Annotated in this window: 11 protein-coding genes and 1 rRNA gene; 6 read left to right on the forward strand and 6 right to left on the reverse strand. The window is 36.9% G+C overall.

The features are described from left to right. Positions 1-10 precede the first annotated feature (10 nt). Together rrf and B6A32_RS14370 are read left to right on the forward strand one after the other, a co-directional pair. Positions 11-125: ribosomal RNA gene (gene rrf / locus B6A32_RS14365) — 5S ribosomal RNA — on the forward strand. A gap of 838 nt (positions 126-963) precedes the next feature. Then, the gene (locus tag B6A32_RS14370) at positions 964-1,965 is read left to right on the forward strand and encodes a GGDEF domain-containing protein (RefSeq protein WP_085305292.1); all 1,002 of its coding nucleotides are present in this window, start codon (positions 964-966) and stop codon (positions 1,963-1,965) included. A 24-nt stretch (positions 1,966-1,989) separates the two neighbouring features. Here B6A32_RS14370 and B6A32_RS14375 read toward each other — a convergent pair whose 3' ends face one another. Next, positions 1,990-2,379, reverse strand: coding sequence for a ribosome recycling factor family protein (locus B6A32_RS14375; protein ID WP_233131430.1), 390 nt, complete (start codon positions 2,377-2,379; stop codon positions 1,990-1,992). Positions 2,380-2,429: 50 nt separating this feature from the next. Further along, complete coding sequence (locus B6A32_RS14380; protein ID WP_085305298.1) at positions 2,430-3,194, reverse strand: hypothetical protein; 765 nt, start codon at positions 3,192-3,194, stop codon at positions 2,430-2,432. 263 nt (positions 3,195-3,457) lie between these two features. Here B6A32_RS14380 and cysB point away from each other — a divergent pair, with 263 nt between their 5' ends. Then, positions 3,458-4,432: an HTH-type transcriptional regulator CysB gene (cysB, locus tag B6A32_RS14385; protein ID WP_085305543.1), complete on the forward strand. Its 975-nt coding sequence runs from the start codon at positions 3,458-3,460 to the stop codon at positions 4,430-4,432. Positions 4,433-4,646: 214 nt separating this feature from the next. Here cysB and B6A32_RS14390 read toward each other — a convergent pair whose 3' ends face one another. From B6A32_RS14390 to pabB, 3 genes are all read right to left on the reverse strand, one after another. Continuing rightward, a complete protein-coding gene (locus B6A32_RS14390; protein WP_085305300.1) occupies positions 4,647-6,023 on the reverse strand; it encodes an L-serine ammonia-lyase in 1,377 nt (458 codons plus the stop codon). Between the two features lie 175 nt (positions 6,024-6,198). Continuing rightward, a complete protein-coding gene (locus tag B6A32_RS14395) occupies positions 6,199-6,777 on the reverse strand; it encodes a CoA pyrophosphatase (protein ID WP_085305302.1) in 579 nt (192 codons plus the stop codon). 80 nt (positions 6,778-6,857) lie between these two features. Further along, entirely contained in the window at positions 6,858-8,336 is a 1,479-nt protein-coding gene (pabB, locus tag B6A32_RS14400) for an aminodeoxychorismate synthase component I (RefSeq protein WP_085305304.1), read from the reverse strand. Between the two features lie 176 nt (positions 8,337-8,512). On the opposite strand from pabB, the gene B6A32_RS14405 reads away from it, so the two are divergent. The 3 genes from B6A32_RS14405 (at position 8,513) to B6A32_RS14415 (ending at position 12,974) form a co-directional block, all read left to right on the forward strand. After that, positions 8,513-10,039 carry a fumarate hydratase gene (locus tag B6A32_RS14405; protein WP_085305306.1) on the forward strand — a complete coding sequence of 509 codons (1,527 nt, stop codon included), beginning with the start codon at positions 8,513-8,515 and terminating at the stop codon, positions 10,037-10,039. 195 nt (positions 10,040-10,234) lie between these two features. Further along, complete coding sequence (locus B6A32_RS14410) at positions 10,235-11,683, forward strand: DNA recombination protein RmuC (protein ID WP_085305308.1); 1,449 nt, start codon at positions 10,235-10,237, stop codon at positions 11,681-11,683. Positions 11,684-11,783: 100 nt separating this feature from the next. Further along, positions 11,784-12,974, forward strand: a complete 1,191-nt coding sequence (locus tag B6A32_RS14415) for a GGDEF domain-containing protein (RefSeq protein WP_233131431.1) — start codon at positions 11,784-11,786, stop codon at positions 12,972-12,974. Positions 12,975-13,556: 582 nt separating this feature from the next. Here B6A32_RS14415 and B6A32_RS14420 read toward each other — a convergent pair. Next, positions 13,557-14,894: a sodium-dependent transporter gene (locus B6A32_RS14420; protein WP_085305312.1), complete on the reverse strand. Its 1,338-nt coding sequence runs from the start codon at positions 14,892-14,894 to the stop codon at positions 13,557-13,559. Between the last annotated feature and the right edge of the window lie 279 nt (positions 14,895-15,173).

Here is a 15,173-nt window from a genome sequence, read left to right on the forward strand (position 1 = left end):
ACCTTTTTTGTCTAGCGACAATAGCGACATGGCCCCACCTGATCCCATTCCGAACTCAGAAGTGAAACGTGTTAGCGCCGATGGTAGTGTGGGAGTTCCCATGTGAGAGTAGGACATTGCTAGGCTTCTATTGAGAAGAGCCCGTTACTAAAGTGACGGGCTTTTTGCTATCTGGAATTTGATAAAATACATATAGCGAAATGGCCCCACCTGATCCCATTCCGAACTCAGAAGTGACCGCTCTTAGACAGCCTGTCTTCGCGGAATTAGTGCATCCATGCACGTCAACGTGTTAGCGCCGGTGGTAAAGAGCGTGTGGGTGTTCTTCTCTTTTATGTGAGAGTAGGACATTGCTAGGCTTCTATTGAGAAGAGCCCGTTACGAAAGTGACGGGCTTTTTGCTGTCTAAAATCCGCAAAAAATAGCTATCAGTTTTGAGCTGTCAGCTGTCAGTTTAAGACATCAAATAATAGCTATCAGTTTTGAACTATCAGCTGTCAGTTTAAAAACTAAAGTTACTAAAAGATTTTTACTGAAAGCTGACAGCTTAGAACTTACAGCTTTGACTAAAGTTATTTAATAGACCTTTACTGAAAGCTGACAGCTTAGAACTTACAGCTTTGACTAAAGTCACTAATAGATCTTTACTGAAAGCTGACAGCTTAGAACTTACAGCTTTGACTAAAGTCACTAATAGATCTTTACTGAAAGCTGACAGCTTGGAACTTACAGCTTTGACTAAACTTACTTAAATCTTACAGTTCGTCCCCACATCTCCTACCAACAATTTTATGCTGAAATAATTAACCATTTAATCATTAGTATAAAGATGAATGATAAGTTAAATTTTTTATTACTTGTTGAATGAATTGAATTTAGATATTCTAATTTTAATAGCGCAATCTCTAGGGAGACTGTGTTATTAAACAATAATAATAAAACATAGACTCTCAAGGAGCGCTTGTGCTTATTAAAGATAACTTTGATGAGGCACTGAAGTACAGTGCATCAACTAATGAATTTTTATCTCATTATCAAATACCACCAAGCCCAGTTAATTATTCCGTCATTTATCTACACATTAGTAACCGTAATGAAAAACTAAGTGCAGAGCTGGAAAGACATGTTCAAACATTTCAAGAAGTCGACTTAACGTTTATTGAAGGCCTATTTGAAAAGTACATTTCTAATTCTCATGCTATTGATAAGCAAATATTAGATCCCATTGAAAAGTCTTTAACAGCAACGTTAGAAAAAATTAATCTACAAGTCGACAGTGATAAAACAGTAGCTTCAAATCTAAAAAAAGCTGAAAAAGCGTTAACTAAGCATGAATACCATAAATCCATGCAAAATATTGTTTCATTTTTAATGAACAATATAACTGCCTCACAGCAACAACACAGTGATCTTTCTCTGGAGTTAACACGCACTTGTGGTGAAGTTAGTTTCTTAAAAGCGAAGCTTGAGGCGGCACGTCATGAGGCAATACTAGATTCTTTAACTGGTTTATATAATCGACGTGGCTGTGATATAAAGCTAAAAGAGCTCGATATAGAACAAGTCCACTCATCGTTAGCAATTGATATTGACCATTTTAAAAATATAAACGATCAATTCGGTCACTTTATTGGTGACAAGGTTATAGAGCGCATTGCGAAAGTAATTAAAACATCAATATCAGCTCAAGATATTGCTGTTCGCTTTGGTGGGGAAGAATTTATTGTTGTAATGGTTAATAAAACTATGTCACAAGCGCATGAGGTAGCAGAAAAAATTAGGCTAGCCATTTCGCAATTGAAGTTAATGCAACGAGACTCTAAAGCTTACTTACCCAAAATTTCAGTATCTATTGGTATTGCTGAGCGCCAAGAAGAATTAAATTGGACTGCAGTATTTGAACAAGCGGATACCGCTTTGTATCAAGCTAAAAACAGTGGCAGGAATAGAAGCGTGTGCTTATGATTTTGGTGTAATGTACTTAGGTTATTACGGGCTCTCGCCAAACTCCAATACATCAATAACTCTTCTAGCTTCTGCTATGGTGCAATCTGTGCGTTGCATTAACTCTGACACAGTAATTCCTGAATTCTTTTTAGCAATTGCTAATAACATATCAAAGCCTAAGTTTTTACTCTGTTTGGATATATGAACAGCAACCCATTGCCAACTTGATTCTTCACTTTGTTCTATGAGGCTGGTTATATTTTCTAGTTGTTCGAAAGTAGCTTTTAACTGCCAATTGCGTGAGCGTCCAATACGATTAAGTTCGCAACCTTGCGCTCTTATTAATGATTTAAGTGCGTAAGCTTTTAATACTCGGCGTAAAAAAGACGGTAGCGTTATATAAGGAATGTTGCTTTTAGGTGTTTTCATCATTAGCTAGAAGTAAAACCAATGTATTTATTGGTTTTACTTCAGTGTATTGTTTACCACTTTTTCTTTGGCTGGAATAATAAATCTAAATCATCTTCTTCAGATTTTGCTTTTTTAGCGGCATCTTTCGCATTAGTATTTTTTAAAGCAGAGGTTATTTCTTCGAGTATATTACTGATTTCTTGTTTCTTTACAGTGCAATACTCGGTTTGAATTGGGTTTTCAGCGATTGTTTGAAGTGCTTTCTCTAAATACTGTCTAGATGAACCTAACATTTCTTTTTGGTACGCGATCATGCCTCTTTTTTGTAAGGTTTCAACACCTATTTTAAGTTGCATTGCAGATAGCTTATTATCTTCTTGCGTAAAAGTTTGTGGATCTAAGTTGCCTTTAGTTTGCTCAGATTTTAATGTTATTCGTAATTTTTTTATGCACTGTAAAACGCTAACAAGTTGTTGTTCACTGTCGGGTAAGGTAAAACTTTGCTCGCTTGCGGCTTCAGCTTTATTGGATTTACTCGCATTAACTCGAGTTTCCATTTCTTTAACACGGGCTATTAATTGTTTATTCTCTGGCAATATCTCCGCCATGGTTTTGGCAGCATTTAGGCTTCGATTATTTAATATAACAACTAAATTTGGGTTGCTAGGTAAATTAGCAATACTTAGTAGGAGTTCTTCTGTTTCATCGATAATAGCTTTTTGTTTAGCTGCTTTTCCGCGCTTTTCTTGCTCTACTTTTTCTCTATGTTGCTGTATAGCACTCACTACCACTACAATGATAATTAAAGCGATAATTAAAGCGATGATAATGCCCATGTTTAATACTCAGTTTTTTGAAAATACAAATTCTAATACAGCAGTTTACAAAAATTGTTAGGTGAAGCAAAGCACAAAGCGTTTTCTTTTGATTATTTCTCTAAATGGTTACCTTAGTTTGATTTTATTCGTTCATTAATGCGATCTGATTTAAGTCTATATAGGTGAATTTAGAATATTATTTACGCAAATTTTAAAAAAATATGGAATAAATGTGCAATTAAGTATATATTTTTCGTCTAAGAAAACTCTGAATGATAATTATGAAGCTGCAACAACTCCGTTATATCGTCGAAGTACTCAATAATAATTTAAATGTTTCTGCCACGGCTGAAAGTCTTTTTACCTCACAACCTGGTATTAGCAAGCAAGTTAGAATGCTTGAAGACGAACTTGGTATTCAAATTTTTGGTCGAAGCGGTAAGCACTTGACCCATGTTACCTCTGCGGGTAATGAAGTGATCAACATCGCGACAGAAATTTTGTCTAAAGTCGAAGCAATTAAAGCAGTTGCTCGAGAGCATACTCAGCCAGATGAAGGTAAGCTCCGTATTGCGACAACGCATACTCAAGCACGATATGCTTTACCTGAAGTTATTCAGGGGTTTATGAAAAAATACTCAAAAGTATCTTTACATATGTATCAGGGGACACCGGCACAGATTAGCGATGCCTCAAGCAAAGGTGATGCAGATTTTGCTATAGCGACAGAGTCTTTGCATTTGTACAATGACCTAGTTATGTTGCCTTGTTATCGCTGGAATCGCAGTATAATTGTTAAAGCAGATCACCCTTTAGCGACTAAACAAAACATTACTATTGAAGATATTGCACAATACTCTTTAGTGACTTATGTATTTGGTTTTACCGGACGTTCAGAGTTAGATATTGCTTTTAATCAAATAGGTGTTGAACCAAAAATTGCTTTTACCGCTACTGATGCTGATGTTATTAAAACTTATGTTCGTTTAGGTGTTGGGGTTGGTGTTATTGCTACTATGGCAATGGATCCTAAGTTAGATAATGATTTAGTTACTATAGATGCGAGCCATTTATTTAGTCCGAGTATGACTAAAATTGGATTCAGACGTGGCACCTTCTTAAGAGGCTATATGTTTGACTTTATTGAACGTTTTGCTCCGCACTTAAATCGTGATTTAGTGACCAAAGCTATTTTATTAAAAAATAATGCTGAGATAGATGAAATGTTTGCCAACATTAAATTACCTATGCGTTAATAGCTAGGCAACTGATTAAGTTTACATCATAAAAAAACCGTATTTTAAATACGGTTTTTTTATTGTTTTTTAAGAGGAATATTGGGCGAATTATCGTGCATTATAACTCGACATTAGTTGATAAGATTTTACACGCTATGTTTATAAATAGCCGAATGCAATATTGTATTTAACTTATTAACTTATTAACTTATTAACTTATTAACTTAACACGTTAACATTCTGTAATATTAACCGCTAAACCGCCGCGCGATGTTTCTTTATATTTAGTCTTCATATCATTACCTGTATCCCACATAGTTTTAATTACTTTGTCTAATGATACCTTTTGTACTCCTGTGCCTCTAAGAGCCAAACGAGAAGCGTTAATTGCCTTTACTGAGCCCATAGCGTTTCGCTCAATGCAAGGAACTTGTACCAAACCGCCAACAGGGTCACAAGTTAAGCCTAAATTGTGTTCCATGCCAATTTCTGCAGCATTTTCTACCTGTTGAGGTGTGCCACCCATTATTTCGGTTAGTGCACCTGCAGCCATTGAACATGCTACACCTACTTCTGCTTGGCAACCGCCTTCTGCACCTGAAATGGTTGCATTGGTTTTGTATAAAATACCAATTGCCGCAGCGGTTAATAAATAACGAATACAGTCTTGATCATTAACCGGCTTAATAAATTTATCGTAGTAAGATAAAACTGCAGGTAATATACCTGCTGCACCATTTGTTGGTGCTGTTACCACTCTGCTGCCAGCGGCATTTTCTTCATTAACTGCTAAAGCAAATAGGTTAACCCAATCCATAGCTGAAAGAGGATCCGTGTTTTTTTCAACGCACAGTGCTCTATGCAATGCGGGTGCTCTTCGCGTAACTTTTAAACCACCGGGTAAAATTCCTTCTGTTACTATGCCTCGAGAAATACTAGCCTTCATAGCATCCCATATTTCTATAAGACCTGAACGTATGCTTGACTCGTCTTGCAAACATTTCTCGTTGTCCATCATAATAGTACTTATACTTAGGCCTTTTTCATTCGCTAGTTTCAATAGCTCATCGGCGCTAGAAAATCGATGTGGGCGGTCAATGTTGGCATGGGTTGATAATGCTTTATCTTTTTCTTTTTCAAAGTCGCAGTCTTTAACAATAAAGCCGCCACCAATTGAATAATAGGTTTCTTCAAAGATCACCTCATCATTACTGTATGCAAAAAATGTCATTGCGTTAGCGTGTGCAGGTAAGGTTTTTCTTCGATGATAAATAATAGCGTTCGATTTAGGAAACGAGATTAAATGTTCTTTGTTGAGGTTTATTTTCTCGCTTGCAACCACATCAGCCAGTATAGACTCAATAGAATCTACAGGAATAGTTTCTGGACTTTCTCCAGTTAATCCTAAAATAACAGCTTTACCAGTACCGTGGCCTATACCTGTTTGGCCTAACGAACCAAACAGCTCACACTTCACACGATCCGTTTTAACTAGCTTATTTTCAGCTATAAGGTTATCAACAAATAATTTTGCTGCTTTCATTGGACCAACGGTATGAGAACTGGATGGACCAATTCCGATTGAAAACATATCAAATACACTAATCATAAGAAAACCTGAATAAATACTGTTAAATGTAGAGGTAAATAAAATTTTGTTCGGTTATTGTAGCTGAAAGAATTCAGCATTGATAACAAAATGTATATTTAGGTGGAATGTATTATAGCTAAAATTAATGACTAGGCTGTAAAATAACTCAATGAATGACATAGCCTAAACGGGATTAATTGTCTTGATTTAGTAGGGTACTTAAATCATGTAACATAGCGGCGGTTGCGCCCCAAATATTATATTTTTTATAAGGCATAAAATGTACGTTATGTTGTTTACCATAATGATATACAGGTATTTGAATATGATGTTGTCGGTGTAGAAAGTGTGTTAAAGGCACATGGAAAACTTCTGCTACTTCGTTTTTGTCAATGTGATAACTTTTTTGGTTAGAAACCATCGCAATGATAGGCGTTACTTCATAACCTGAAATGGTTTGATAAGGCTGAAGTTGACCAATAACATCTATACAAGAAGGTTCTAGCCCTATTTCTTCATGTGTTTCTCGCAGCGCTGTTGCGGTTATATCTAGATCAAACTTTTCGACTTTTCCGCCCGGAAAACTCACTTGCCCAGGGTGATGAGTTAAGTGACTAGCACGTTTCGTTAATACTACTTCTAGCTGATTGTTATAACTCAAAATAGGGATCAATACAGCCGCACTTTTTAACTGTTGTTGATAACGAAATTTATGCGCTGAAACAGGCAAAGATTGCATTTGAAAGCGCTGAATAAATTCTTCTTTTGTCATACAACGTTTGTCACTTAAGTATAGCTATAGCGATAGCAGGAAATAATTGATGAGAGCTTCAGTAAATAAACTTATTATAGTTATTCTGACAAGTTTAACTTACTTAGTATCGGTAAAATTTTATTCACTTTATCGTAAGTTTCCTGGTACTCACTGTCAACGTTTGAATCTATCACCACACCGCCGCCTGCCCAACAGTGAATTTGTTGTTGATGACAAACTAAGGTGCGAATAGTTATGCTAGTATCCATATTGCCACAAGCTGATATATAACCAATTGATCCACAATAAACGCTGCGTTGATTTGGCTCTAACTCTTCAATAATGTCCATGGCCCTTATTTTGGGAGCACCCGTAATTGAACCCCCTGGAAATGCTGCGCGAAGTAGGTCATTTGCATCATATTTTGGGTTGAGTTCGCCTTCTACTGTGCTCACTAAATGATGTACTGCCGGAAAACTTTCAATAACAAATAATGCTGGGACCTTGACCGAACCCGGTGTGCAAACTCGGCTGATGTCGTTACGCAATAGGTCAACGATCATCAAGTTTTCTGCTTTATCTTTACTGGCATTTTGGAGTTCGTCAGCATTGGCTTGATCGATTGCAGCATTTTCATGGCGAGGCCGAGTGCCTTTAATCGGTTTACTTTGTACTTTATTATCAACTAATCTTAAAAAACGCTCAGGTGAAATACTTAAAATAGCACTATTTTCAAAGCGTAGAAAAGCGGAGAAAGGAGCCTTGTTTTCTTGTCTTAAGGCACAATAGGCTTGAAATTCATTGCCCGTATATTCTGCACTGAAACGCTGCGCTAAGTTGATTTGATAACAATCACCTGAGAGCAAATAGTTTTGCACTTGTTCGAATTTTTCGTGATATTGTTCAGGCTGCATATTTGACTGCCAAGGTGTGGTAAGTTGAAAATCAGTTTGGTGTAAATTTTCGGTTCTTACTTTATCGCTGTTAAGGTTTTTACTTAATAAGCCATTAATAAGTGTTTCTATTTCTGATCTTTTTTCGTCAAGGCATAGCAACCAAACTTGTTGAGATTTTCGCTCAAAAATAATCGCTTGTTGATAAATACCAACAGACATTTCGGGTATAGCTATATCTTTATTATTTTTTTGTTTTATTACTTCAAAACGTTTACCTAAATCGTAAGAAAAATAACCTACAGCTCCACCTTTGAATGGTAATTCAATTGACGGTAGCTTAATGTTATTAAAGCACGTCTTTTGTTCTTGCTGCACAATGAATAGTGGGTCTTGATCACTTTGATATTGTTTATTAGTGTGAAGATTTTTAACCGTGGTTATTTTATCCAAGGTAGTTACTGTGATAGTAGGTTGCCAAACTAAAATATCGTAACAGCTATCAATATGCTCACTTTCACTAGAGTCTAACCACATAGCCCAAGGCTGATCGGCAATAGAGGCAAAAAGAGATTGACTATTAAACGCTAATATATTTGTTAACGGTTTAGCTGATAACGTACTTGATAGTTTATTTACTGGTTTGGCTGGCAAAGTATTCTCACACAATTTATATTTAGTCATTATACCTATAGCGAATGCCATTGGCGTTATGACAAGACTTTAAATCTCATAACAATATTACAATGTAAATTAATAGAGCATTTGATACTGGTAGCTATTTAACAAGCAAGGTATGATATCGGCAAATTTATAACTTTCAACTTTTCTCGCGCCCAATTAATAAAAAAGAGACCGTTATGGCTATTATTAAACAACAAGATTTAATCGAAAGCGTTGCAGATGCATTGCAATATATTTCTTACTACCACCCGCTAGATTTTATTCAAGCGCTAGAAAAGGCGTATCATAAAGAAGAAAGTCAGGCAGCTAAAGATGCTATTGCGCAAATACTGATAAATTCGCGTATGTCAGCTCATGGTAAACGACCTATCTGTCAAGATACTGGCATTGTAACTTGCTTTGTAAAAGTCGGTATGGCTGTACAGTGGGACAATACTGATTTAACAGTACAACAAATGGTAGATGAAGGAACGCGTCGTGCATATTTAAATCCTGATAATCCATTACGTGCTTCAATTGTTGCAGACCCTGCCGGTAAACGTATTAACACAAAAGATAACACGCCAACTGTAGTGCATATTGAGATGGTGCCAGGTGATCACATTGAAGTGATGATCGCAGCAAAAGGCGGCGGTAGTGAAAATAAATCGAAAATGGCGATGCTAAACCCAAGTGACTCTATTGCTGATTGGGTTGTTAAAACGCTACCAACAATGGGGGCAGGTTGGTGTCCACCAGGCATGTTAGGTATAGGCATTGGTGGTACGGCTGAAAAAGCCGGTGTTTTAGCCAAAGAAAGTTTGATGGAGCCGGTAAATATTCAAGAGCTTATTGATCGTGGTCCAGAGAATGCTGAAGAAGAATTACGTTTAGAAATTTACGATCGTGTAAACAAATTAGGTATTGGTGCTCAGGGACTAGGTGGCTTAACAACGGTTGTTGATATTAAAATTATGTCGGTACCAACACATGCTGCCTCTAAACCGGTTGTAATGATCCCTAACTGTGCTGCAACGCGCCATGTACACTTTCACCTCGACGGCTCAGGCCCAGCAGATTTAACACCGCCTAAACTAGAAGATTGGCCTGAAATTACTTGGGAAGTTGGCGAAAATGTTCGCCGAGTTAATGTCGATGAGCTTTCAAAAGCAGATATTAGCGACTGGAAAACAGGTGAAACCGTGCTACTTAGCGGTACTATTTTAACGGGTCGCGACGCTGCGCATAAACGAATTCAAGAAATGTTAGCTGCGGGCGAAAAACTGCCGGTTGATTTCACCGACAAGTTCATTTATTACGTTGGCCCGGTTGACGCTATTGGAACAGAAGCAGTAGGTCCTGCAGGCCCAACAACAGCAACTCGTATGGATAAGTTCACTGAAATGATGCTTTCTCAAACGGGCTTGTTAGGTACTATTGGTAAAGCAGAGCGTGGTCCTGAAACTGTTGAATCTATTAAAAATCACAAATCGGTCTATCTTATGGCCGTTGGTGGCGCAGCATATCTAGTATCTAAAGCAATTAAGAAAGCGAAAGTTGTTGCTTTTGAAGATATGGGGATGGAAGCCATTTATGAATTTGTAGTTGAAGATATGCCTGTAACAGTTGCTGTTGATAGCCAAGGTGAGTCAGCGCATGTAACTGGCCCTGCTATTTGGCAAGCAAAAATTGAAGATCTTGACAGTAAATTAAAAGGTAAATAAATGCTAATTTAGTGATTTACTAGCAATAAAAACGCTCATTATGGGCGTTTTTTTATGTCATTAATTTATCAAAGTAGTAAAGACTATTATGCAAGATATTATTTCATTACCCACCTATACAAAGTAAATAACTATTAACCTTATCAATAAAGTATGCTTTAATAACTGTTCATATTTACAGTGTTTGGCTGCGTAATGACTTCTTTATTAAATTCTCCATGGTTAGCATTAGAAAACTTCCCTATTTTAATCTTTACTGCGTTAATGTTATTGGTGAGCGTTGTTATCACCATATTACTACTGCTTAGACAGATTAAAACTCAGCAAAACTCATTTAATGCACAGCAACAACTTTTGCAGCAGTTAACTGATAAAGTAAACCTGAGCTATGAAGTAAATACCAGTCACCAACAACAATTACAGCAACAATTAAACTTTAATCATCAACAGTTAGCTACTCAACAAAGCGAGCTAAAAACTTACTTTGAACAGCAAATTTCAGATTTTAAATTAAAATTATTACGCCAACATGGTGAGCAAGGTGAAAAACAAGTACAACAATTGTTTAGCCACAATGAAGCGTTGAAAAAAACCTTATACGAGCACCATATTGCTTTTAGCGATAATCAGCGTAAAGCTACCGAGCAACTTATCACCCAACTCACTGAAACGGCCAAACTTGGGCGTGAAGAAATGGCTAAGTCTTTGCATTTATCCAGTGAGCAAATGGCGAAAAGAATTGATGAACTTACCGTTTCAACAGATAATCGTCTGAAAGATATTAGTGGCCAAGTTGAAAAACGATTAGCTGATGGCTTTGAAAAAACCACTAAAACCTTTAATGATATTCTCCAGCGTTTAGCGTTAATTGATGACGCGCAGAAAAAAATTACTGAACTCTCTACTAATGTGGTTAGCTTACAAGAAGTATTGTCAGACAAACGTTCGCGTGGAGCGTTTGGTGAGGTACAACTTAATGCCTTAATTCGCAATGTTTTACCAGAGCAACACTTCGCGCTGCAGCACACCTTGTCAAACGGTAAAATAGCCGACTGTATTTTATTTTTACCTGCGCCAACAGGGAATGTGGTGGTTGACTCTAAATTCCCTCTCGAAAGTTACAAAAAAATGGCTGATAACACGCTAGGTGAATTTGAACGAAAAGCGGCTGAACGCCAATTTAAGCTAGACATTAAAAAGCATATTAATGATATTAGTGCTAAATATTTAATTGAAAAGGAAACGGCTGATGGCGCGGTAATGTTCATTCCGGCTGAAGCTATTTTTGCCGAAATTCATGCGCATCATAGTGATTTGGTTGATTATGCTAATAAAAAGCGTGTTTGGTTAGCTTCGCCAACAACCTTAATGGCGATTTTAACAACGGCGCGTTCAGTGCTAAAAGATGAAGCAACCCGGAAACAAATTCATGTTATTCAAGCGCATTTATCACATCTTTCTGCAGATTTCGCTCGTTTTAAAGGCCGTTTCGCAAATTTAGCAAAACATATAGATCAAGCCGCCAGTGACGTGAAGCAAATTCATACCTCGGCCGATAAAATTAGTAGTCGTTTTGAGAAAATAGAGCAGGTAGAATTGAAACAAGAAAAAAAAGAATCAGGTATTGCATTACCTTCAGATTAACTGCAAAGCCTTGTTCAATAAAATATTGTTATTAACGTTTAGCTGCTGATGTTAGCAGCGTATAGCTCGCACTTTTCGACATTATATCTTGGAGTTACGCTTGATTCAGTTTTTCAGCGGTTTTAGAAATAGCATTGTCAGCTTAATTATTTTTTGTATTGCCTTTATATTTATTAGTGAATTTCAACATTACTGGTTTGCAAAAATTAATCTTATAGAGCAAGTATTATATGGTTTATTTTGCATTACGATTATACTTGCAAGTTACTTCAATCGCAGTCGTCTCGCTTTAGCTGCTATCACGCTTTTTATTTTTTATCTCACTTTGTCGCATGATGTCCCTTGGCAATCTTGGGTTTTCTCTAACGGCCCATGGTTAGTGCTTGTTGGTGCTGCTGTGTTTTCGGTATTAAGTGTGATTAAAGATCGAGGTTTATTGTCAGTTCATGGCATTTTCCGCTTAATTCTGATCCTAGTTGTTATAGGGGGCTGTTATGTTTGGTCAGATAATGCTGATATCCTTATCCGCGAATTAATTGCGATTAAGTGGCTTGAACCTTGGTTAAAGTACCTAACGTTAGAGCTACCATTAGCATGTTTTTCGCTTTTACTATTTTGGCGTTTTTTAAGAGAAAAAAGTTTAGTAACGACAGCATTGCTAACAAGTTTTTGTATTTGGCTTGGCCAATACTATCAGTTAGTTACATTACCGTGGAGCGTGTTATTAACCTTGATGTTAATGCATTATTTATTTGCGGTTGTCGTTGATTCCTATTTTTTAGCATATCGTGATGAATTAACAACCTTGCCTTCGAGACGAGCGCTTAATCAATTGTCTTTATCGTTAGGGCGAAAATATACCTTGGCCATGTTAGACATTGATCACTTTAAAAAATTTAACGATACCTATGGTCATGATATTGGCGATCAGGTGTTGAAGTTAGTAGCAAGTAAGCTGGCACAAGTTAAAGGCTCAGGCAAAGTATTTCGCTATGGCGGTGAAGAGTTTACGATTGTATTTCCAGGTAAAACCATTGAACAATCTCTGCCGGCGTTAGAAGCGGTTAGGCAGGCGGTGCAAGACTATGACATTGTTATTCGTCAAGAGCAGCGTAAAACCAAAGAAGCGCGTTCTAAAAAGAAAAATAGCCAAGTTAAAACGGTCAGTGTAACTATTTCTATAGGGCTTGCCGCGAGAAAATCAAAATTAAGTTTTGATCAAACGTTAAAGTTAGCTGATCAAGCTCTCTATAGAGCGAAAAAATCTGGCCGTAATAACGTGAGTGAATAAGTTGAAACATTACCAAGGCAACTAAGTTATTAAAACTACATTAACAGTATTGCTTATACTTTAAATAGTTGAACCTAAAGAGTGATTTGCAATACGTTTTGATATTAATCAGCAAGTAATACCAATTGAAATAAATAATCGAACATTTTAAGGCTGTTTAAATCGTCAATAACTGCGTTGTTTTCAATTCCAATAGCCCGCTATTACTCGACAATATGCTCCTGCATTGTGCTAATGACTTACATCCAGTAAGAGTCAATCAAACCCTTGCCTGCAGGGACGCAGGTACTTATGTTTAGTCTGGAACAATAAACATGTGCCTGCAGGGACGCAGGTACTTATGTTTAGTCTGGAACAATAAAGATGTATTATTGAACAATTTATCCGCGCTTAAAATTGGTCAATAACTTATTACGTTTGGTATAAATCTGACATAAAAAAGCCCGAGATAACCTAATTATCTCGGGCTTTTTTGTAGTAATTATTTTGGGGTAATTGTTTTAAGGCGATTTAATACCAATTGATATAATACTTTTAACTCAATGAAGAAGTTATTAATTTTGCTCTAAAAAAATCCATTTTTTAGTTTAAAATTGCGACATTAACAAAAACAATGGTTAACAACAGCGGACAAACAAAACGTAAATAATTGCCCCAAATTGGTAGCCATTTTCTACCTTCTTGCAAAGACACATCTCGCAATTTATTACCACGTTTCCATAACCAACCAACCACTATAAAATAAAAGAGGCAGCTTAACGGTTGTAAAATAGTGGTAAGTAGTCGAATAACCAAGCCAAAAAGGCTATCAAAAAATGCGATTAAGGTCATACTAGCAACGAGTACAATCGCTGAAACCAACCAAGTTGCTTTAGGGCGAGAAAGTTTTTTTTCTTCAACTAGGTAGGCCACCGGAACTTCGGTTGAAGAAATTGTCGAAGTTAGTGCGGCAATAGATAATAACGAGAAAAAGCCAATTGCCACCAACATACCAATGCTACCCATAGAGTTAAAAAGCTCTGGTAAAATGTTGAATATTAACTGACCTTCACCAATTAATTTGTCGCCTTGAAACACTTGTTGCCCAGCCGCTTCTGCTACATATAGTGCGGGGATAATTAATAAACCCGCCATAAAAGCGATGAAGGTATCAAGCGCGGTGATCGAAATAGCGAGTTTACCTATATCACGGTCTTTTTTCATATAAGAGCCGTATATCATCATGCCACCTACACCAATTGACAATGAAAAGAAGGCTTGTCCCATTGCCGATATAATTAACTTTGGATTAGTTACTTGCGTAAAATCTGGAATTAAATAAGTTTTTAAGCCTTTTTCTGCACCGGGTTGTTGCAGTATATAAATGATCAGTGCTACTAACATGATCAACAAAACAGGCATTAATCGTGATGACCATTTTTCTATTCCGGCGTTAACCCCTTGATGAATAATAGCCGCCCCCAGTAATATAAATATCGGCGTAAACATTAAGTTTCGTGAGGTGCTTGAAGTGGCAAGCCATTGTGAGGTTTCATGATAGCCAAGTAATTCAGCTACCGGCGATATAGCATGCGAGAGCATCCAGCCGGCAACTATGGTATAAAAACTCAACATCATAATTGCGCCACATAAACCAATTAAACCAGCATATTTACCCAGTTTAGGTGAGGTGTCTCTACAGGCATCTTCTAATGCAGAAACCGGATTTTTTTGGGCTTGGTTACCTATATACACTTCTGCATAAAGCGCTGGAAATGCCAATAAAATCGTCACGACAAGGTAAACAAATAAAAATGCACCACCGCCATTGTTTGCAGCTTGAGTAGGGAAACCCCAAATGTTACCTAGTCCGATTGCTGATCCTGCTGCTGCGAGCACAAAGCCAATGCGCGAATGAAATGAATCTCTAATATTGCTCATAAATAATAATTATTATTGTGGTTAATTCTTTGGTTTGAGCTTACCTAGTTCAGACTCGTTAGCAAAGCGTTTTTAACGATTAGTTACCTTAGATTTTCCAAATATCGCAAATAACTCTGAGATATATGCTTTTAGCAGAATAAATTAGACAAAAATGAAATGTATCATGCCCATTCTTAACGCATTTATAAGGAAGTAATACTTCTTGTGTATTTACTTATTTCGGCTTAATCGTGTCTCTTGGCCGAGCATAGACATTATTTTAGGTAAAAAAAACAG

It is taken from the genome of Colwellia polaris, assembly GCF_002104515.1.
Taxonomy (GTDB): Bacteria; Pseudomonadota; Gammaproteobacteria; order Enterobacterales; family Alteromonadaceae; genus Cognaticolwellia; species Cognaticolwellia polaris.

Bases quoted from the DNA above. Each gene is read 5' to 3' on its own strand.
- B6A32_RS14375 (WP_233131430.1), bottom strand. From the start codon at position 2,379: ATGATGAAAACACCTAAAAGCAACATTCCTTATATAACGCTACCGTCT.
- B6A32_RS14380 (WP_085305298.1), bottom strand. From the start codon at position 3,194: ATGGGCATTATCATCGCTTTAATTATCGCTTTAATTATCATTGTAGTG.
- cysB (WP_085305543.1), top strand. From the start codon at position 3,458: ATGAAGCTGCAACAACTCCGTTATATCGTCGAAGTACTCAATAATAAT.
- B6A32_RS14390 (WP_085305300.1), bottom strand. From the start codon at position 6,023: ATGATTAGTGTATTTGATATGTTTTCAATCGGAATTGGTCCATCCAGT.
- B6A32_RS14395 (WP_085305302.1), bottom strand. From the start codon at position 6,777: ATGACAAAAGAAGAATTTATTCAGCGCTTTCAAATGCAATCTTTGCCT.
- pabB (WP_085305304.1), bottom strand. From the start codon at position 8,336: ATGACTAAATATAAATTGTGTGAGAATACTTTGCCAGCCAAACCAGTA.
- B6A32_RS14405 (WP_085305306.1), top strand. From the start codon at position 8,513: ATGGCTATTATTAAACAACAAGATTTAATCGAAAGCGTTGCAGATGCA.
- B6A32_RS14410 (WP_085305308.1), top strand. From the start codon at position 10,235: ATGACTTCTTTATTAAATTCTCCATGGTTAGCATTAGAAAACTTCCCT.
- B6A32_RS14420 (WP_085305312.1), bottom strand. From the start codon at position 14,894: ATGAGCAATATTAGAGATTCATTTCATTCGCGCATTGGCTTTGTGCTC.